The organism is Bacteroides sp. B1-V-101, assembly GCF_023656585.1.
GTDB classification, from domain to species: Bacteria; Bacteroidota; Bacteroidia; order Bacteroidales; family Bacteroidaceae; genus Bacteroides; species Bacteroides thetaiotaomicron.
In genome coordinates this window covers 1-22,475 of record NZ_JAMOKH010000001.1, presented here as the reverse complement: position 1 = coordinate 22,475, position 22,475 = coordinate 1, and the positions used below count along the sequence as shown (strand labels likewise).

Genomic DNA, 22,475 nt, shown 5'->3' with positions numbered 1-22,475 from the left:
TTTTCTTCTTAATAAAGTGACTCTCCCAGCAACGTATAGATTAATCCCGCCACCGACACCAGCATCACAATGCTGCCAATCACACGATTCAGTATCCAGATGCCCCGTAAGTTAAACTTAGTGCGCACTTTATTCACAAAATAAGTGATTCCGAGCCACCACACCAGCGCCCCCGAAGCAATGGCAAGATACCCCGTAATTTCTTCGAACACCACGACACCGGGCTGCACAAAGGCAAAACGGGCAAATAGTCCGATAAACAGGAATATAATCAGAGGATTGGAGAGCGTGACAAAGAATGCGGTAATGAAATTGTGAAAGTAAGAACCTTTATTGGACGATGCCGGACGGATGGATTGTACCGGATTGCTGCGAAAGGTATAGATTCCGAAAAGTAGCAGCATGATGCTGCCCAACAACTGCAGATAAAAAATATTCTTATTAATATAATCGAACACAAAGCTCATACCATAACCTGTCAACAGAGCATAAGCTATGTCGCTTAATGAGGCTCCAAGCCCTGTCACAAATCCATACCAGCGCCCTTTATTCAGCGTCCTCTGAATGCAGAGAACCCCCACCGGTCCGAGAGGTGCGGACACAACAACGCCTATAATAAAGCCTTTCACTATTATATCGAATATTGTTTCAATCTGAATCATGCCGCAAATATCGCACTTTTTTATGAGAAGAGGATAGGATATTAACGTTTTTTCCACACAAGAGTCACTATATACACCAAAATTGCTTATCTTTGCGCCACAGAAAAATCGTAAAATCAAAAAATAAACATGATTCTTTTTTTCAGAACCCCTTCCAAGAGCGTGATTGCCGTAGAGAGCAACCATCAGCTCACCCCGGACGAAAGTAATAAACTCTGCTGGCTTTTTGGAGAAGCCGTGACGGAAAGTGAAGAAAACCTGAAAGGCTGTTTCGTCGGCCCACGCCGCGAAATGATTACCCCTTGGAGTACAAACGCAGTAGAAATCACCCAAAACATGGGACTTGAAGACATTCTCCGCATCGAGGAATATTTTCCGGTAAAAGATGAAAATGCCGACTACGACCCGATGCTGCAACGCATGTACAAAGGACTCGACCAAAACGTATTCACCACCAACCGCCAACCGGAACCTATCGTATCCATCGAAGACCTCGAAGCCTACAACGAGAAAGAAGGCCTCGCACTCTCGAAAGAAGAAATGGACTATCTGAAAAAGGTAGAAAACGATCTGGGACGCAAGTTGACTGACTCCGAAGTTTTCGGTTTCGCACAGATCAACTCCGAACACTGTCGCCACAAAATATTCGGTGGAACATTCATCATCGACGGTGTAGAACAGGAATCGTCTCTGTTCCAGATGATCAAAAAGACCACACAGGAGAATCCGAATAAAATCATCTCTGCTTATAAAGACAACGTAGCCTTCGCCGAAGGTCCGGTAGTTGAACAGTTTGCTCCGGCAGATCACTCAAAACCTGACTTCTTCCAGGTGAAAGACATCAAAAGCGTCATCTCACTGAAAGCAGAAACTCATAACTTCCCGACAACTGTAGAACCGTTCAACGGCGCATCTACCGGTACAGGCGGTGAAATCCGCGACCGTATGGGTGGTGGCAAAGGTTCATGGCCGATCGCAGGTACTGCTGTCTACATGACTTCTTATCCCCGCACGGACGAAGGCCGCGAATGGGAAGATATTCTTCCGGTACGCAAATGGCTGTACCAGACTCCGGAACAGATTCTGATCAAGGCATCCAACGGTGCTTCCGACTTCGGTAACAAGTTCGGCCAACCGCTGATCTGCGGCTCGGTACTGACTTTCGAACACACGGAAAACAACGAAGTTTATGGCTACGACAAAGTTATAATGCTTGCGGGCGGTGTAGGCTACGGCACACAACGCGACTGCCTCAAAGGTACTCCGGAAGCAGGAAACAAAGTAGTCGTCATCGGTGGCGACAATTACCGTATCGGACTGGGTGGCGGTTCCGTATCTTCTGTAGATACCGGTCGTTACAGCAGCGGTATTGAACTGAATGCCGTACAACGTGCCAACGCCGAAATGCAGAAACGTGCCAACAACGTAGTACGCGCACTCTGCGAGGAAGATGTGAATCCGGTCGTTTCTATCCACGACCACGGTTCGGCAGGTCACGTAAACTGTCTGTCGGAATTGGTGGAAGAATGTGGCGGTCTGATCGACATGAGCAAACTTCCGATCGGCGACAAGACATTGTCCGCTAAAGAAATCATCGCCAACGAAAGTCAGGAACGTATGGGACTTCTGATCAAAGAAGAAGCCATCGAACATGTACGTAAGATTGCCGAACGCGAACGCGCTCCGATGTACGTAGTAGGTGAAACAACCGGCGATCACCGCTTCTCTTTCCAGCAGGCAGACGGCGTACGTCCGTTCGACCTGGCCGTTGAGCAGATGTTCGGTTCATCTCCGAAGACTTATATGATCGACAAGACCGTAGAACGTCATTATGAAATGCCGGAATACGAATTGCCGAAATTACATGAATACCTGACCAATGTGCTGCAACTCGAAGCCGTAGCTTGTAAGGACTGGCTGACAAATAAGGTAGACCGCTCCGTAACGGGTAAAGTAGCCCGCCAGCAATGCCAGGGCGAACTTCAGTTGCCGTTGAGCGACTGTGGTGTCGTAGCACTCGACTATCGTGGTGAAAAAGGTATCGCCACTTCTATCGGTCACGCTCCGCAAGCCGCACTGGCTGATCCGGCTGCCGGCTCTATCCTTTCGGTATCCGAAGCACTGACAAACCTTGTCTGGGCTCCGATGGCAGAAGGCATGGACAGCATTTCCCTGTCTGCCAACTGGATGTGGCCGTGCCGCTCACAGGAAGGTGAAGACGCCCGTCTTTACACTGCCGTGAAAGCATTGAGCGACTTCTGCTGCGCTCTGCAAATCAATGTTCCTACCGGAAAGGACTCTTTGTCCATGACACAGAAATATCCGAACGGCGAGAAAGTGATTTCTCCGGGAACAGTGATCGTATCTGCCGGTGGCGAAGTATCCGACGTGAAGAAAGTCGTATCTCCGGTATTGGTGAACAACGAAAAGACAACACTCTATCATATCGATTTCAGCTTCGACGAACTGAAACTCGGAGGTTCCGCTTTTGCACAGTCTCTGGGTAAAGTTGGCGACGACGTACCCTGCGTACAGGATGCCGAATACTTCCGCGATGCTTTCCTTGCCGTACAGGAACTGGTGAACAAGGGACTGATCCTGGCAGGACACGATATTTCAGCAGGTGGTCTGATCACTACATTACTGGAAATGTGCTTCGCCAACGTTGAAGGCGGTATGGAAATCAGCCTCGACAAGATGAAGGAACAAGATATCATCAAGATTCTGTTTGCAGAAAATCCGGGTATCGTGATCCAGATCAGCGACAAGCATAAAGAAGAAGTGAAAAAGATTCTGGAAGATGCAGGCGTAGGATTCGTGAAACTGGGTAAACCGACCGACGAACGTCATATCCTGGTATCGAAGGGCGACGCTACTTATCAGTTCGGTGTTGACTATATGCGTGACGTATGGTATTCTTCTTCTTACCTGCTCGACCGCAAACAGTCTATGAACGGCTGCGCAAAGAAACGTTTCGAAAACTATAAGATGCAACCGGTTGAATTCGCTTTCATGCCCGGATTCAAAGGTAAACTCTCTCAGTATGGTATCACTCCGGACCGTCGTACTCCGAGCGGTGTCCGCGCTGCCATCATCCGCGAGAAAGGAACGAACGGCGAACGCGAAATGGCTTACTCACTCTATCTTGCCGGCTTCGACGTGAAAGACGTGACGATGACCGACCTGATCAGCGGACGCGAAACACTGGAAGATGTAAACATGATTGTTTACTGCGGTGGATTCTCCAACTCCGACGTACTCGGTTCGGCCAAAGGATGGGCAGGAGGTTTCTTGTTCAACCCTAAAGCCAAAGAGGCACTTGACAAGTTCTACGCACGTGAAGATACGCTTTCACTGGGTATCTGCAACGGTTGCCAGTTGATGATGGAACTGGGACTTATCAATCCGGAACACGAAAAGAAAGGCAAGATGCTGCACAACGACTCACATAAATTCGAATCGACTTATGTAGGCTTGACAATCCCGACCAACCGCAGTGTAATGTTCGGCTCATTGAGCGGCAGCAAACTGGGTATCTGGGTGGCTCACGGAGAAGGTAAATTCTCTCTGCCTTACGATGAAGACCAATACAACGTAGTGGCAAAATACAGCTACGATGAATACCCCGGCAACCCGAACGGTTCCGATTATTCTATCGCAGGTCTTGCCAGCGCCGACGGCCGCCATCTGGCAATGATGCCTCACCTCGAACGTGCTATCTTCCCGTGGCAGAATGGCTGCTATCCTGCTGACCGTAAGAACAGCGATCAGATTACTCCATGGATAGAAGCATTTGTCAATGCCCGCAAATGGGTAGAAGAGAAGACTAAATAAGATATCTTTCTATCATTGAAACGGAGGCTGTTATTTGTTATAAAGTAACAGCCTCTTGTTTTAACTCCTTTTCCATACCCAAAGTCTGCATATTACAACTTAATTTCCCTAAATAAACAGGATATACAAATAGCTGCGAAAGCTCCTGTATACTTCACTTTGAGAGCACCGTTATCTTAACCTAAAATTTTGTAGTGTCGAAAAATCTTCTTAATTTTGTCAAACTTTCCCCCTCACTAAAGATTCAATAACCCATAAAAGTCCTATTTGTATGAAAAAATGGCTTTTTTTATTATTATTGTTTCCTCTGACCTGTGTCGCCCAGACCTATCAGTATCTAGGAGTGGAAGACGGGTTAAGCAACCGGAGAGTGTACTACATTCAAAAAGACAATGTTGGATATATGTGGTTCCTTACGCACGAGGGAATCGACCGGTACAACGGCAAAGAGTTTAAACGGTATAAATTAATGGACGGCGACAAAGAACTCAACTCGCTGTTAAATCTGAATTGGTTATATATCGATCCGGAAGGAACGCTATGGGAAATCGGTAAGAAAGGCAAGATTTTCCGGTATAACCGTATTCATGACACTTTCGAACTCGTCTACAAGTTGCCGATAGAAGACTTTAAGGATTTACCGGCTCCCATTACTTTCAGCTGGATCGATCATAACAATCATATCTGGCTGTGCAACGAAGAAACGATCTTCCTTTACAACACCCGGACGGAAGAGGTTACTCATGTTAAAAACTGCCTCAGCGAAGCTATAAACGACATCGAACAAATCGACGAATCCCACTATTTTATCGGGACGGAGATGGGTATTCATCATGCCCAACTGAAAAACAACACACTGCAACTTCTCCCCTGCGACAAGCTAGACAACGTCAATATTCAAGTTAACGATTTACACTTCGACCCCAAAATCCGCAAACTGTTCATCGGTGCCTTCGAACGGGGCGTCATGGTTTACGACATGAACACAAAAACCATCACACAACCGGAAGTCAGCCTGAAAGACGTAAGTATATCACGCATCAAACCACTGAATGCCAAAGAACTGCTGATTGCTACCGATGGCGGAGGTATCTATAAGATGAATGTCGATACGTACCAGACCGCACCTTTTATCGTAGCAGACTACAACAGCTACAATGGCATGAACGGCAACAGCATTAACGACATCTACATAGACGACGAAGAACGGATATGGATGGCAAACTATCCGATAGGAATTACCATTCAGAACAATCGTTATCCGAGTTATAAATGGATCAAACATTCTGTCGGTAATAAGCAGTCGCTGATTAACGACCAGGTGAACTCTATCATAGAAGACAGCGAGGGAGACTTATGGTATGGCACCAACAACGGAATTAGCCTGCAGGACTCAAAAACCGGAAAATGGCGCTCGTTTCTGAGCACCTTTGAGAATGTACAGAACAGCAAAAACCATATATTTACAACCTTATGTGAAGTATCTCCCGGCATTATTTGGGCAGGCGGATATTTCTCGGGACTTTATCAGATAGATAAACGCACGTCGAAAACAACTTATTTTACACCCGCTTCGTATGCTCATGAAAGTATACGTCCGGATAAATACATACGTGACATACGCAAAGACTCACGCGGTTATGTATGGAGCGGAGGATATTATAACCTGAAGCGAATCAACGTACAAACCAAAGACATACGGCTCTACCACGGACTGCATTCCGTTACCGCCATCATCGAAAAGGATGACAAAAGTATGTGGATAGGTACGGCAACAGGCCTGTTTCTTCTGGATATAGAATCCGGGAAATATGAACGCATCCAACTGCCGGTAGAATCTACCTATGTCTACTCCCTGTATCAGACCAAACAAGGCTCACTGTATATAGGTACCAGCGGATCGGGAGTACTGATTTATGATCCCCAGACAAAGTTGTTTACCCATTATTATACAGGAAACTGTGCCATGATATCCAACAATATCTACACGATATTATCGGATGAAGACAATGAAATTCTATTAAGTACGGAGAACGGACTCACCAGCTTCTATCCCAAACAAAAAACCTTCTACAACTGGACAAAGGAAATGGGACTGATGACTACGCACTTCAATGCGTTGTCCGGTACCCTGCGCAGAAATAACAATTTTATCTTCGGTAGCTCGGACGGTGCCATAGAGTTCAATAAAGACATGAAGCTCCCCAGGACGTACTCTTCCAAGATGATCTTCAGTGATTTCAAGCTGTTTTATCAGACGGTATATCCGGGAGACAAGAATTCACCACTGGAAAAAGATATCAACGAAACCAAAGAATTAAGACTAAAATATAATCAGAATATCTTTTCACTGATGGTTTCTTCCATCAACTATGATTATCCTTCCAATGTTCTTTATTCATGGAAGCTGGAAGAATTTTACGAAGAGTGGAGCAAACCCGGCAATGAAAGTACAATCCGTTATACCAACCTCGCTCCGGGAAAATATGTATTGCGTGTGCGTGCCATCTCCAACGAAGACCAACGGGTGATGCTTGAAGAAAGAAGCATTGATATTATCATTGCCCAGCCTTTCTGGCTCACTCCCTGGGCAATGATATTGTATGCAATCCTGATTTCCCTCATTGCTGTTATCATCCTGCGGGTTCTTATTCTGAAAAAACAGCGGAAGGTTTCCGATGAAAAAATACACTTCTTCATCAATACGGCACACGATATACGCACCCCGTTGACATTGATTAAAGCTCCTCTGGAAGATTTGCGCGAAAAAGAAGCTCTGAGCAAGGAAGGCATAGCCAACATGAACACTGCCATACGCAATGTAAATGCCTTGTTGCGTCTGACAACGAATCTTATCAACTTTGAGAGAGCAGATGTTTATTCTTCGGAATTATACATTTCGGAGCATGAGCTAAACACGTTCATGACAGAAATATTCAATGCATTTCAGCCTTATGCCAATATCAAGCATATCAACTTTACGTACGAAAGCAATTTCCGGTATATGAATGTATGGTTTGACAAGGAAAAGATGGAATCTATTCTGAAGAATATAATATCGAACGCATTAAAATACACGCCGGAAAATGGTAATGTGCAGATTTTCGTATCAGAGAACAATGATTCGTGGAGCGTGGAAGTGAAGGATACCGGAATCGGTATTCCAGCCAGCGAGCAAAAGAAACTGTTCAAGCTTCATTTCCGTGGCAGCAATGCCATCAATTCGAAAGTGACGGGAAGCGGTATCGGTTTGATGCTGGTATGGAAACTTGTCCGGTTACACAAGGGCAAAATCAACCTGTCGAGCGTGGAGAATCAGGGATCGGTGATTAAGATATCTTTCCCAAAAGACAGCAAACGCTTCCATAAAGCACACCTTGCCACACCAAGCAAACGCCGGCAAGAGATAACAAGTACAACCAATGTGCCTGCCAGCATCTATGAGAATGTGCATAAGGAACAGAATCCGAATCATCAGCGAATCCTAATCGTAGAAGATAATGATGAACTGCGCAACTATCTGTCACAGACACTGGCAGAAGAATATACGGTACAGAACTGCTGCAACGGCAAAGAAGCACTGACCATCATTCCGGAATACAAACCGGAACTGGTTATCTCGGACATTATGATGCCGGAAATGAGAGGGGATGAATTGTGTGACGCCATCAAAAATAATATCGAGACGTCGCATATTCCTGTTATCCTGCTAACAGCTCTTAATAATGAAAAAGACATATTGTCCGGCCTTCAGATTGGTGCTGACGAGTATATTGTCAAGCCATTTAATATTGGAATATTAAAAGCTACCGTCTCCAATCTGTTGATCAACCGCGCCCTTTTGCGAAGCAAATACGGGAGTCTGGATATGGACGATGAGGATGATCATGAAGACGAATGCATCAACTGCTCGCAGGATATCGACTGGAAGTTTATCGCCAATGTACGGAAGAATATAGAAGATAATATAGACAATCCGGCTCTTACAGTAGATGTGCTTTGCAATCTGATGGGAATGAGCCGTACCAGCTTCTACAACAAACTCAGGGCATTGACCGATCAGGCTCCGGGCGATTACATCCGCCTGATCCGCCTGAAACGTTCGGTGAAGTTGCTGAAAGAAGGTACACACAGTATAACAGAAATAGCAGAAATGACAGGATTTAGTGATGCGAAGTACTTCCGTGAAGTATTCAAGAAGCACTTCAACGTAAGCCCCAGCCAATATGGAAAAGAAGGCAAGCCCCACAAGGAGGGCAAGGCTGGAAAAGAAAACAAGTCCGATAAGGAAGGAGGAGAAAAAGAAGAATGAACATTTACCTCGAATCATTTGGAATCTTTTTTAAAATAGGCGCTTTCACCATTGGCGGAGGCTATGCAATGGTTCCACTTATTGAGAATGAAATCGTAACCAAACGAAAATGGATCGCACAGGAAGACTTTATCGACCTGCTGGCTATCTCTCAGTCCGCTCCGGGTATTCTGGCAGTGAATATCTCTATCTTTATAGGATATAAGCTGCGTGGCATTCGGGGAAGTATTGTCACAGCACTGGGGACTATACTCCCCTCATTTATTATCATTCTGGCCATCGCGCTCTTTTTCCATTCTTTCAAGGACAATCCGATTGTGGAACGCATATTTAAAGGAATACGACCCGCCGTGGTGGCATTGATCGCCGCACCGACTTTCACCATGGGACGGTCGGCCAAAATCAACCGGTACAACTTATGGATCCCCGTCGTATCGGCATTATTGATCTGGCTATTGGGCTTCTCCCCGATATGGATTATCATTGCTGCCGGTGTAGGAGGTTTCCTATGGGGAAAATTTAAAAAAGTGGAGAGTGAACACCCAAGGCTATGATTCAAGATTCATAATTCTAAATTAAAAAGAGATGATTTATCTTCAGTTATTTTATACGTTCTTTAAAATCGGACTTTTCGGTTTTGGCGGAGGTTACGCCATGCTTTCGATGATACAAGGTGAAGTAGTAACCCGTTATGGGTGGGTGACTTCGCAAGAATTCACAGACATTGTTGCCATCAGTCAGATGACTCCGGGGCCTATCGGTATCAATGCGGCTACTTATGTCGGTTTTACGTCCACAGGAAGTGTATGGGGATCGATTGTTGCCACATTCGCTGTTGTTTTCCCCTCTTTCATACTGATGCTGACAATCAGCAAATTCTTTCTGAAATATCAGAAACATCCGGTAGTGGAATCTATTTTTGCAGGATTGCGTCCGGCAGTTGTCGGATTATTAGCTTCCGCCGCACTGGTATTGATGAATGTGGAAAACTTCGGCTCACCTACAGAAGACACCTACACATTTGTCATCAGCATCATTATCTTCCTGATAGCCTTTATCGGCACCAGAAAATACAAGGCAAATCCGATATTAATGATTATCGCCTGCGGGATTGCAGGACTACTGCTTTATTAAAATAAAGTAATAAGAGGCTAACTAAAAAGTCAGTAGTATCTTAAAATCTCCTCCTTCGAGAAGGAGGAGTACCCGCAGGGGGAGGTGGTAGGTGAACATGCAGTCCTTACAGCTTGACCTTCTTACTTACCGATTTTGACTCATTATGAATACGGTCTAAAGCCGTCACCACATAGCGGTATTTGGTCTTACCCGTTTCATACGGCAGTTTGTAGAACGGATTTCGGGTGATAGCTACGATATGTGACGGATCATCAAGATTCACCTTTTCTTTGGAACCGAAACGGTATACTACGTACTGAATGGCTTTGTCCATTTCAGTCTCCGCTTTCGGAGCAGTCCAGAAAAGTATATAGCCATCTTCTGTCCATACCTTTTTCATCTTGCGTACTTTACCCGGAGCTTTATCATCCATAAAGTCGAATACCGGAATCAAAGCCGGATATTTATGATACTCCTGTACCAAGGCATCCCGATATTTTCCAGCGTTCTCGACTACGGCTGCCGCATACCATTGGCAACTTCCGCCGATAGTCTGATAAGAACGCTGCAAAGCCATCTTTCGTGGAAGCTGGTTGATAGAAGGATTCTTCGGATCGGCATGCTGAATGGTATTCATGACTGCCTGACCGATAAACAACGGACGGTTTTCCGAATGCTTCGCCCACCAGTCAACCAGTGTTTCGTAATCGGCTGCCTTGTGTCCTATCTCCCAATAAATCTGAGGAATGTTATAATCAATCCATCCTTCACGTGCCCAAAGCAATACGTCGGCATAAAGATCATCATAGTTCTGCAAACCATTTGTGTTGCTGCCCAACGGATCTGTTTTCTGATTGCGGTAAATACCGAACGGGCTGATTCCGAACTTCACCCACGGCTTGATGCCCCGTATTGTTTCATGAAGTTTCTTGATCAGGATATTCACGTTGCCACGACGCCAGTCCGCCTTATTGCTGAAACCGCCTCCGTAACGGGCAAAGCTCGCATTGTCCGGGAAATCGACTCCCTTGATCGGATAAGGATAGAAATAATCGTCCATGTGGATAGCATCTACATCGTAACGGGATACAATATCGGAAACAATCTTGCAGATATGCTCACGGCTTTCGGGAAGTGCCGGATCAAAATAGATCTGATCGCCATAAGTGACAAACCATTCCGGATGTTCATGATAAATATGTGTCGGTGCCAATTGATTCTTCAATGAAGTCTTCACACGGTAGGGATTGATCCATGCATGGAATTCCATATTCCGTTTATGGCATTCTTCGATCATGAATTGCATCGGATCCCACATCGGAGAAGGCATTTGCCCTTGTGTTCCTGTCAGGAAACGACTCCACGGTTCGTGTTGTGAAGCATACAATGCATCCGCTTCGGGACGCACTTGAAAGATGATCGCATTAATACCCGCTCCCTGAAGAGAGTTCAGCTGACCAACCAGTGTCTGTTTCAGCTTCTCTGTCGGTATGCCACGGAACTGTCCGTTGACAGCCTGTATCCATGCAGCACGAAACTCACGTTTAGGATATGCATTGCCCGACGGCGCCTGCGCTCTTACTCCTGCCGCCAGAAGCAGAACTAATAAGAAAAGATAGTTTTTCAGATTCATAATGTTCTTGAGTCATAAAATAATGTGGTGCAAAGATAATAGATGCAGATACTATCTCCAACTATTATTGAGGCCATTCGACAACAAATCTTGCACCACCCGCGTAGCTAGTGTCCAGATAGACATTTCCATCCACTAATTCCATGATCTGACGGATAATAGACAATCCTAGTCCGGTGCCCTGAGTGAAGGCATCGATCTTCGCGAACCGTTCGAAAATGGAGTCCCGGTAGTTTTCATCGATTCCGGGACCGGAATCTTCGATAATAAAACGTACCAGACGATTCGGTTTGTCTTCTGCATAACTGAGACGTATAAAGCCGGATTCCGTGAATTTATTGGCATTGTTCAGCAAACCGAGCAGCACACGCTTCATCCAAATTTCAACCGTACACACATCGACCGGAGTGGAAGAAGGCATATATTGCAACTTGATTCCTTCTTTCAGATTCTGACGAATCAATCCCAAACATTCCTGACAACACGCATCTACACTCACTGGCTTCTTCGGTATATCATCCGTCTGAGAGTCCATGTCGGCTATATCAATCACATTATTTACCAAATCAAGCAGATATGCGTTGCTGCTCTCCATCTGACGGGCATATTCTTCCATCTCTTCCTGTGTCAGCCCACCGGCAGCCATCAAGGATGAAAAACCGATAATCGAATTGAGCGGAGTACGGATTTCATGTGTAATATGCTGGATAAAAGAGCTTTTCATGTGGCTAGCCTTGATGACTGCCTTATTTGCCGCATCCAGTTTCCGGTTCAACGACAAAGAACGCATATAGTAAAACGTGATAACAATCAACAATATCAACACCAGGCATCCGACAATCACGGAAGTTATAAAGAGATTGCGGTTGACCTCCGCCCGCAATTCCAGCTTATCGTGCTCCAACTTATCCACTTCGAACTGCACGGTATATTTGCTTAATTGCTCGTCCAGTTCTGCCGAACGAATGGAATCATTAATATGTGCATAAGATTTATAAACCTCGCAGGCATCTTCAAAGCGTCCCATCTGCTCCATAAACTGTGCTTTCAACAGGTGATTGGCAGGATAACAGCTCCCCACCGAATGATGATAATCCATCAATGAGTCCAGATAGTTGAGTGCCATCTGATTGTCATTCAACGTCCGCGCACAAAGAATTTTATATCCCAACCATCCTTCACGGGGAAAAGCATTCATATTTTCGTGATAAAACTTATCCGCTTCTGCAATAAACGGCTGCGCCTCCTTCTTCCCTTTCAATGCCAGCATAGCAATCACTTGAAACTGATAATAACGCATGGTAAGCTCCGGTCGGACAGGGATATCCTTACGCTTCATTTTCTCAATCAGTCCCGGCATACGGTTCAAGTATTCCATCGCATTGGCATACTCCCCTCTAGCCAGATAAGTCTGGATGATATTCAGTGACACCACATAGGCATCTTCATAAAAACCCGCATCGCTAAATTTTTTCAGTGCGGAAGAATAGTATTCAAGACAGAGCTTGACGTTGTTGCTGAACACCCGATGATTATATCCGATACACATCTCGCTGCAAGCCATTCCGAAAGCACTTTTGGCCGCATCCGCATCCTTCTGAAGAAGTCCAGTCTCACGCATGGCCTCATCCTGCAAACCTTTCTCGGTAAGCAACTGAATATACTGGCGCCACTGCGTATAGCGATTATTGATATTACCACGCTTCAGACACCAGTCCATATATTCATATGCAACCACTTTCAGGCTATCCGTATTTCTCAACCGGTAATAATGGGAAGCAATCTGAGAATAAGCATCGTCGATTTTAGCAGTATCATTCTGCTGCCTTGCCAATCGCATATATTCCTGATAGAAAGGTATAAAATCTTTCTGACCTATTTTATTTGAGACACTGTCGAAAAGGGCTTCCAACTGTTTTTCTTTGTTTGTGCTACTAAAGGCTAAAGTAGATGCAAAACACAGAATGAATAAGCTAATAACCATCCGGATGTTTTTCACGATTCAAATCAATTTGTTATTATTTTGAAATGTTTGTTTAAATTCCGGACCAAGATACGCCAATTATCCCGAAGCAATTTCTTTTTATTACCAATTATAACATATCTTAACCCGACCAAAAACCTTTCTTCTATCAATAAAATCGCTAACTTTGCCGACTATCATAAAAAAGGAGTATTTTATGTCAGAAAACAAACATATTTCGATCAAAGGAGCGCGGGTTAACAACCTGAAAAACATCGATGTAGATATTCCACGCAACAAACTTGTCGTGATCACCGGACTATCCGGTTCGGGGAAATCGTCGCTCGCTTTTGATACTCTCTATGCAGAAGGACAACGTCGTTATGTCGAGAGCCTTAGCAGCTACGCACGCCAGTTTCTGGGACGAATGAGCAAACCCGAATGTGATTTTATTAAAGGAATCCCACCGGCAATCGCCATCGAACAGAAAGTGAACAGCCGCAATCCGAGATCTACCGTAGGAACTTCCACCGAGATTTATGAATATCTGCGCTTGCTTTATGCGCGGGTGGGACGGACATATAGCCCCGTCAGCGGAGAAGAAGTCAAGAAGCATTCGACGGAGGATATCGTCAACTGTATGCTTTCGCATCCGGAGGGGACCAGATATACCGTATTGACCCCTATCCGCCTGCGCGAAGACCGTACCCTGCAGCAACAACTGGAGATAGACCTGAAACAAGGCTTCAACCGGGTAGAAGTGAACGGTGAAATGAAGCGTATCGATGAATACAAGCCAGTGGCAGGCGACGAAGTTTATCTGCTGGTAGACCGTATGGCAGTGGCAAACACGAAAGATGCCATCAGCCGACTGACGGACTCTGCCGAAACTGCCATGTATGAAGGGGACGGTACGTGTATGCTACGTTTTTATCTGCCGGACGGCACCACCAGGCTATATAATTTCAGTACGAAATTCGAAGCGGACGGCATCACTTTTGAGGAGCCGAACGATCAGATGTTCTCGTTCAACTCTCCTATCGGTGCCTGCCCCGTATGCGAGGGCTTCGGCAAGGTGATCGGCATTGACGAGCATCTGGTAGTGCCCAACCGCTCGCTATCCGTGTATGAAGGGGCCATCGTCTGCTGGCGTGGCGAGAAGATGGGAGAATGGAAAGATGAACTGATTCATAATGCGGATAAGTTCGATTTCCCGATTTTCACTCCTTACTATGAGCTGACAGACGAGCAACGTCGCACACTCTGGGAAGGAAACCAATACTTCCATGGCATCAACGATTTCTTCAAGATGCTGGAAGAGAATCAATATAAGATACAGTACAGGGTAATGCTGGCACGCTACCGGGGAAAAACAATCTGTCCGAAATGTCACGGTACACGTTTGAAACCGGAGGCAGGATATGTGCGGGTAGACGGAAAGAGCATTTCCGAACTGGTAGATTTACCCATCACGGAACTAAAAGAGTTCTTCGACCATCTGAACCTCAACGAACACGATAGCAATGTAGCCCGCAGAATTCTGATTGAAATCAACAGCCGCATCCGCTTTCTGATAGATGTAGGATTGGGATATCTGACTTTAAACCGGCTCAGCAACTCGCTGTCGGGTGGAGAAAGCCAGCGTATCAACCTGGCAACGTCATTAGGAAGCAGCCTCGTCGGCAGTCTCTATATTCTGGATGAGCCGAGTATCGGTTTGCACAGCCGTGACACCGACCGTCTGATCCGCGTATTGCGTCAATTGCAGGAACTCGGCAATACGGTGGTAGTGGTAGAGCACGATGAAGAAATAATCCGTGCCGCCGATTACATCATTGATATCGGTCCAAATGCCGGCCGCCTGGGAGGAGAAGTCGTTTATCAGGGCGATATGAAAGACCTGAAAAAAGGCAGCAATAGTCATACGGTACGTTATCTGTTGGGAGAAGAGGAGATTCCCGTTCCCGAACATCGTCGGCCGTGGAACAATTATATCGAACTGACAGGTGCCCGCGAAAACAATCTGAAAGGAGTGAATGTAAAGTTCCCTCTCAATGTGATGACAGTAGTCACGGGTGTTTCCGGTTCCGGTAAGAGTACGTTAGTGCGGGATATCTTCTATCGGGCACTAAAGCGCGAACTGGATGAATGCAGCGACCGCCCGGGAGAGTTCTCTTCTATCGGTGGAAGCCTACGTGACTTGAGAAATATCGAATTTGTCGATCAAAACCCAATAGGCAAATCGTCCCGTTCCAATCCGGTGACTTACATCAAGGCTTATGATGAAATCCGGAAGCTATGGGCGGAACAGCCTCTGGCAAAACAAATGGGATACACAGCCGGACATTTCAGTTTTAACAGCGAAGGCGGACGATGCGAGGAATGTAAAGGCGAAGGAACCATCACCGTAGAAATGCAGTTTATGGCAGACTTGGTGCTGGAATGCGAATCCTGTCACGGTAAACGTTTTAAAGCAGATACACTGGAAGTGAAATTCCAGGATAAGAACATCTATGATGTACTGGAAATGACAGTAAACCAAGCCGTCGAATTCTTCACCGAACATGGTCAGAAGAAAATTGTAAAAAGACTGCTTCCACTACAGGATGTCGGACTGGGATATATCAAATTAGGCCAGTCCTCTTCTACCCTATCCGGTGGCGAAAACCAACGTGTGAAGCTGGCATTCTACCTGAGTCAGGAGAAAGCCGACCCGACCCTGTTTATTTTTGACGAACCAACCACCGGACTGCACTTCCACGACATCCGCAAGCTGTTGGATGCCTTCGACGCACTCATCCGACGGGGACACAGCATTGTCATCATCGAACATAATATGGACGTTATCAAATGTGCCGATTATGTAATCGACCTCGGACCGGAAGGCGGAGACAAAGGCGGAAATATCGTAGCGGTAGGTACCCCGGAAGAAGTAGCCACTTGCGGAGCAAGCTATACGGGGCAGTTTCTGAAAGAAAAGCTTGCTTAATGAATAATGGATAATTGAAAATGGATAATGGCTATGCAGTAAACAGCGCAGCTCATTATCCATTTTCAATTATCCATTATCCATTGTTAAAAGTAGAATCCGAATCCGACCTTAACGCCGAAACGTGACATGTCGCTATCGTTGAAGCGCCATTTGTAATATACGGCGGGTTCGATGGTTACGGTGCGGGAAAGGAAGTAAGCGTATCCGGCTTCGATGCCTAGCCCCCAGTCAGTCTGGTGATGTCCTCCGCTCCAACGGAAGCGGTTCCAGTCGAGACCTCCGCCCAGATAAACACCGGTGGAATTAAAGTAGAAACGCATTCCTGTCCCTAATGTGTATTCGTCTACGGGTTTTGACCAATCAGCACCGACATTAACCATCAATGCGATACCGTCGGCAAGGAATGTACCGGCTTGCGCACCAATACCAAACTTCGCCTTATCGTTTTTACTATACGAAAAATCCAATCCCGTTACAGAAGGATTAAGAATCATTTTTCCTTTCTCAAATTGTGCCTGGGCAGCTATTGATACCACCAGCAGACAAATAGCTAAAGCTAATTTCTTCATAAATTTACTTTTTTAAGTGAATAGATTGTTCGTCTTTTTTACGGCGTTCACGCATTTGTTCCTTCTTCCGGAGCACGAGCCAAAGCAAGAGTACGATGACGTAAGAACCTACCACCGTAAGAATCTTCTCCGTCTGGCCGACTTCCGTGTTGCGAGGTAACAAATAGGCTGCCGTTACTGATACATAAATAAGGAATGCGATAGCAACTCCTGTCGATTTTTTTATTTTCTTCATTCTGATAGTTTTCTAGTTTTTTGTTTTCCCAGCCAGATAAAGAACCAGGCAATAGCTACCACTACGCATCCTATACCGATGCAGTAGGAAACTATATGCGAGAGTCCCAGCCCTTCGGGAGCAATACATATATAAGTAGAACAAACACTCGTCATAAATAAGGCGGGGATCAGCGTAATCCAATAAGGCTTTTTGGCTACCACAAGGTAGACTGTGATAGCCCAGAGGGTGAACACCGCCAATGTCTGGTTGGCCCAGGCAAAGTAACGCCAGATCATGTTAAATCCGTCCGCGTCACGCAAGCTATAAAGAAGCAGACCGATAGCTACTGCGAACATCGGAATACAAATGTATAAACGACGGCGCATACTTTTTTGTTCCAGTCCCAGAAAGTCCGCCACAATCAGACGGGCGGAACGGAAAGCGGTATCTCCCGAAGTAATGGGAGCCGCAATTACTCCAAGAATGGCGAGCACTCCACCGATAGCTCCCAGCCAGTCTTTAGTGATAGCGTCTACTATCACGGAAGCATTACTTTCTTCCATTCCATTTTCATGGAAGAAATAAGTAGCGGCTGCCGCCCATATCAAAGCAACGATGCCTTCGGTAATCATTGCACCATAGAAAACCGGACGTCCATGACGTTCTGAAGTCATGCAGCGGGCCATTAAAGGACTCTGCGTGGCATGGAAACCGGATATGGCACCACAGGCGATACTCACAAACATAATCGGGAAGATCGGCAGTTCACTGGCATCCGGATTGGTATTCTGCAAGCCGTCCCATAGTTCGGGCAAAACAGGGTGATTGACATAAAGCATTACCAGGATACCGACTGCCATAAACAGCAAGGCTACTGCAAACAACGGATATATTTTACCGATGATCTTATCGACCGGAAGCAGGGTAGCCAGAATATAATATAGGAAGACCACGACAATCCAAAAAGTAGCGTCCAGACTTTCCGGAGTCAGCTTGGCCAATAGTCCGGCAGGTCCGGCTACGAAGACGGAACCGACGAGAATCATCAGAAGAACAGTAAATCCACGCATTATCTGTTTGGTAGTCAGTCCCAGATAACGGCCTATGATTTCGGGAAGACTCTCTCCCCCATGACGTAAAGAAAGCATTCCGGCAAAGTAATCATGAACAGCGCCTGCAAAAATACTTCCCAATACAATCCATAAATAAGAAGAAGTACCGAACTTCGCTCCCATAATCGCACCGAATATCGGACCCAGTCCGGCGATATTAAGGAATTGAATCATGAATATTTTCCAAGTAGGCAACGGAATATAGTCTACTCCGTCGGCTTTGGTAAGAGCCGGTGTTTTACGGTCGTCCGGACCAAAGACGCGCTCCATCAGGCGTCCATACGTGAAATAGCCTGCTATCAACGCCAGCAGGCACAGGGTAAATGTAATCATGGCGTGTTGTTTTTTAACTGTCGCAAATGTAACATAATCTCACGAAACAGCCCAACAATACCGACACTTTTGCTAACTTTGCAGGGATTTAAAACAAAAAATAAAGAATATGCACCGAACTATTTTCATTCTTTCACTTTTGTTTCTTGTTCTTCCGGCAAAGGTTCAGATACAACCTCCTTTCTTTTCAATGCTAATATAGATAATCCAATATATACACCAAGGTCTGAATTACTGCTTCTTCATTTCATCAGCTGTCACGATTTTCCATTTATCCAAGTCTTCAATTTGGCCGCTTCTATTGCCTACCACCTCTGTGCTGTTGGCAGAAGACAAACCAATTCTTGCTTCAGGAGACAGCCCCAATGAATAATAGCCTTCATCATCCGTAGGTGTCAGGAACAATGCATATTTAGGATCATGCACTCGCCAGTCATCACCCGGCTTACCCACAATCACTTTATCTCCATTATTCATTACATGAAGGTTGGTCGCTATATTTCTGACACGGAGGATATGATACGTCAAATTCTCGATACAAAACAACTGGGACTTCTTTTCCGAATCATATTTTGCGGCAGAAATCACTTTCGAATCCGGATTACAATCCAGTACCATACCGGTTGCCTTGTTTACCAAATAGACCTGAGATACCTTATCGGTTACATAAGGCATATATTTTTCCTTGATAGTTACTGATTTCAGTTTGGCATCCTGTCCTCTCCATTGTACAGTCACTTTATGTTTGCCTTTTATCCGACGGTCGAAAAGAGCAGATTGTGTAGTGAAATTCTTAGAGTCGGCACCCGAAACATCAACCGAGGCAAAAGGAATTGTTTCAGTATCCAGATAGAAATCCAAGTATCCCGATTTCTTTTTATTCAATTGCACGTCAACCTCTACTTTCTCATACGTAGGCAATGAGCCAAAATGTACATCGAATGACAATCTCGTACCGTTCTTCGCTTTTTCAATAGCACCATTCTTCATCTTCGCCTTCGAACCCGAAAGAGAAATATCCGAAGCAGCCACTGTTATCCCACCGGGGTTCATAACGAATTCACCCGTTATCGCCTTATACACTTCCTTCGCTATAATATAATGCCCTCTATGGTCGGGATGCACCCAATCGTTGCCACCCGGCATAAATTCCGGATGTCCCTTCAAGGGATTATACAGATCTACACAGACCAGATTAAGTTCCTCCGCAATCTCTCTTACGGCAGGCTGAATATAATTCTTTGCTACATTGTCATCAAATGAACCAAGAAATCCCCCATCGCCATAATACATCGGCGGAGGCGTACAAATATAAATATCCGGTTTAGTCGAAAGAGCCTGGAATTTAGCGATCAACTTCTTATAGTCTGCTTTAAAAGTCTCTTTACCATATTTTTCGAAATTCTTCTTGTTGGCATCATTTGCACCAAACTTAATAATGACAATATTAGGTTTATACTCAAGTGCCGCTGCGCATTGCTCAGAATTAATGTAAGCGAATTGATATTCATTAGGATTTTCGGGAGTAGTCGCATCTTCTCTTAATTTTATAAATACCCCGGAAGAGCCTTTACCAAATTTGGTAACTTCATAATCATCACCGAGCATTTCAGCCAGAGGCATCGCGTAATAACCATAATCATTCGTTCCCCCGGTGATACTGTTTCCAACAGTAGCAACTCTAATCTTTCCCGTCTGGGCAGTCAGACTCGCCGCAAACAAAAGACAGAGCGACACAGATAGTAGCTTTTTCATTGTTTATTATCTTGTTATATTAATATTTTATATTTCGTACCTTATTAAAAGACGGCTAAGAATGCAGATACCACTAAAAGAGAATCAGTAATTTTCTGTCAAATAGCATTAAATAAAAAAGGAATAATCAATTTACGGACATTTTTGCTAGCTTTGCAGAGATTTAGCATCTAAAAGGGAATAATATGCACCGAACTATTTTCATTCTTTCACTTTTGTTTCTTATCCTTCCGGCTAAGGCGCAACCCAAGCACGAAGTTCGTGCAGCATGGATTACGGCTGTATATGGTCTGGACTGGCCCCGTACACGGGCCACGACTCCTCAGGGCATCCGCAAGCAAAAGGAAGAATTGGTGGATATCCTTGATAAACTGAAAGCTGCCAACTTCAATACTGTCCTGTTTCAGACCCGTACACGCGGAGATGTGCTGTATCCTTCTTCCATCGAACCGTTCAATTCTATCCTGACCGGAAAAGTCGGAGGAAATCCGGGATATGATCCGTTGGCTTTTGCGATTGGGGAATGCCACAAGCGGGGGATGGAATGTCATGCGTGGATGGTGACTATTCCGCTAGGCAACAAAAAGCACGTCGCTTCTCTCGGCAAACAATCTGTCACCAAGCGAGTGAAAGATATATGCGTGCCTTATAAAAATGAATATTTCCTTAATCCGGGGCATCCTGCTACGAAAGAGTATCTCATGAGACTCGTTCGTGAAGTGGTGGAGCGCTATGATATAGACGGAGTGCATTTCGACTACCTGCGCTATCCGGAGAATGCTCCTCTATTCCCCGACAAATACGATTTCCGCCGTTACAGCAAAGGACGTACTTTGGATCAATGGCGACGGGATAACATTTCCGAAATCGTCCGGTACATATATAAAGGTGTGAAAGCAATGAAGCCGTGGGTAAAGGTAAGTACTTGCCCTGTAGGAAAATACAGAGATACTTCCCGCTATTCTTCCCGTGGTTGGAATGCGTTCTATACCGTTTATCAAGACCCGCAAGGATGGCTCGGAGAAGGTATTCAGGATCAGATATATCCCATGATGTATTTTCAGGGAAACAGTTTCTATCCTTTCGCGCTCGACTGGCAGGAACAGAGCAACGGACGACAGGTTATTCCGGGGCTGGGCATCTATTTCCTCCATCCCGACGAAGGGAAGTGGACACGCGACGAAGTGGATCGTCAGATTAATTTCATCCGTAATCAGAAAATGGCAGGAGAAGGGCATTACCGTGTCAAGTATCTGATGGACAATACTCAGGGAATTTATGACGAACTGATTGAGAACTTCTATGCCTATCCGGCATTACAGCCCCCGATGACATGGTTGGATAACGTTCCGCCGTCTGCCCCCTCAGCACTCAAAGTTACGTCCATCGACAACGGATATACCGAATTGAACTGGCAACCAGCGACGGATAATGACCAACGGAATAAACCGATGTACGTGATTTATGCTTCCAATGAATATCCGGTAGATACAAAGAAAGCGGAAAATATTGTCGCACAAAGTATTCGTGAAACAAGTTACATTTATGCACCCATCCAGCCTTGGAATGCCAAGAAGTATTTTGCAGTAACGGCTATCGACCGTTGCGGGAATGAGAGTGCACCCATAAATGGAGATAAGTAGGCATTTCAGACAGTATTACCACAATATGACTTTTCCGATGTTCACCAATTCCAATTTAGCAGTATCTTCAAAGAGTTTCCATTGCTTGAAACCAGAGTTTCATCGGTGTGAAACTGTAGTTTCATCGGTGAGAAACTAGAGTTTCATACGCTTGAAACTTTAGTTCCAAACGCTCGAAACTATCTGAAACTACTGTTGATTTGATTGACTTAATGTACTTCCCTAATAATGGTTGACTTGTTTATCTCTAATAGCTGCTATGTGTTGACTAGAAATATTACTAACCCTGGCAGCTGTTTACTTTATTATTTATTATTCCTGCCTCCGGTTTACT

At 45.2% G+C, this 22,475-nt stretch carries 13 protein-coding genes; 6 read left to right on the top strand and 7 right to left on the bottom strand.

Annotated features, from left to right (window positions below):
- Positions 1–8 precede the first annotated feature (8 nt).
- Positions 9–662 carry a LysE family translocator gene (locus NBH01_RS00065; RefSeq protein ID WP_008767802.1) on the bottom strand — a complete coding sequence of 218 codons (654 nt, stop codon included), beginning with the start codon at positions 660–662 and terminating at the stop codon, positions 9–11.
- 129 nt (positions 663–791) lie between these two features.
- Between NBH01_RS00065 and purL the strand changes: the two genes are divergently transcribed.
- From purL to NBH01_RS00045, 4 genes are all read left to right on the top strand, one after another.
- The gene (purL, locus tag NBH01_RS00060) at positions 792–4,496 is read left to right on the top strand and encodes a phosphoribosylformylglycinamidine synthase (protein WP_008767801.1); all 3,705 of its coding nucleotides are present in this window, start codon (positions 792–794) and stop codon (positions 4,494–4,496) included.
- 271 nt (positions 4,497–4,767) lie between these two features.
- Complete coding sequence (locus tag NBH01_RS00055) at positions 4,768–8,808, top strand: hybrid sensor histidine kinase/response regulator transcription factor (RefSeq protein ID WP_250699925.1); 4,041 nt, start codon at positions 4,768–4,770, stop codon at positions 8,806–8,808.
- Positions 8,805–9,362, top strand: coding sequence for a chromate transporter (locus NBH01_RS00050; protein WP_008763312.1), 558 nt, complete (start codon positions 8,805–8,807; stop codon positions 9,360–9,362). The genes NBH01_RS00055 and NBH01_RS00050 overlap by 4 nt, the downstream gene beginning before the upstream one ends.
- A 31-nt stretch (positions 9,363–9,393) precedes the next feature.
- Positions 9,394–9,942 carry a chromate transporter gene (locus tag NBH01_RS00045; protein ID WP_008763311.1) on the top strand — a complete coding sequence of 183 codons (549 nt, stop codon included), beginning with the start codon at positions 9,394–9,396 and terminating at the stop codon, positions 9,940–9,942.
- A 106-nt stretch (positions 9,943–10,048) separates the two neighbouring features.
- Here NBH01_RS00045 and NBH01_RS00040 read toward each other — a convergent pair whose 3' ends face one another.
- Together NBH01_RS00040 and NBH01_RS00035 are read right to left on the bottom strand one after the other, a co-directional pair.
- Positions 10,049–11,557 (bottom strand): glycoside hydrolase family 10-like protein, encoded by a 1,509-nt coding sequence (locus NBH01_RS00040; protein ID WP_008763310.1) that lies wholly within the window; start codon positions 11,555–11,557, stop codon positions 10,049–10,051.
- Between the two features lie 64 nt (positions 11,558–11,621).
- Complete coding sequence (locus NBH01_RS00035; RefSeq protein WP_250699924.1) at positions 11,622–13,541, bottom strand: sensor histidine kinase; 1,920 nt, start codon at positions 13,539–13,541, stop codon at positions 11,622–11,624.
- Between the two features lie 196 nt (positions 13,542–13,737).
- Here NBH01_RS00035 and uvrA point away from each other — a divergent pair, with 196 nt between their 5' ends.
- Positions 13,738–16,509 (top strand): excinuclease ABC subunit UvrA, encoded by a 2,772-nt coding sequence (uvrA, locus tag NBH01_RS00030; protein ID WP_211479067.1) that lies wholly within the window; start codon positions 13,738–13,740, stop codon positions 16,507–16,509.
- Between the two features lie 86 nt (positions 16,510–16,595).
- On the opposite strand, the gene NBH01_RS00025 is transcribed toward uvrA, so the two are convergent.
- From NBH01_RS00025 to NBH01_RS00010, 4 genes are all read right to left on the bottom strand, one after another.
- Complete coding sequence (locus tag NBH01_RS00025) at positions 16,596–17,081, bottom strand: outer membrane beta-barrel protein (RefSeq protein ID WP_008763307.1); 486 nt, start codon at positions 17,079–17,081, stop codon at positions 16,596–16,598.
- Positions 17,082–17,085: 4 nt separating this feature from the next.
- A complete protein-coding gene (locus NBH01_RS00020; protein ID WP_008763306.1) occupies positions 17,086–17,316 on the bottom strand; it encodes a hypothetical protein in 231 nt (76 codons plus the stop codon).
- Complete coding sequence (locus tag NBH01_RS00015; RefSeq protein WP_008767795.1) at positions 17,313–18,743, bottom strand: carbon starvation CstA family protein; 1,431 nt, start codon at positions 18,741–18,743, stop codon at positions 17,313–17,315. The genes NBH01_RS00020 and NBH01_RS00015 overlap by 4 nt, the downstream gene beginning before the upstream one ends.
- A gap of 231 nt (positions 18,744–18,974) precedes the next feature.
- On the bottom strand, positions 18,975–20,498 hold the full coding sequence (locus NBH01_RS00010) for a GDSL-type esterase/lipase family protein (protein ID WP_195591800.1): 1,524 nt from the start codon (positions 20,496–20,498) through the stop codon (positions 18,975–18,977).
- A gap of 185 nt (positions 20,499–20,683) precedes the next feature.
- Here NBH01_RS00010 and NBH01_RS00005 point away from each other — a divergent pair, with 185 nt between their 5' ends.
- Positions 20,684–22,141: a glycoside hydrolase family 10-like protein gene (locus NBH01_RS00005; RefSeq protein WP_011107959.1), complete on the top strand. Its 1,458-nt coding sequence runs from the start codon at positions 20,684–20,686 to the stop codon at positions 22,139–22,141.
- The last annotated feature ends 334 nt before the right edge of the window (positions 22,142–22,475 follow it).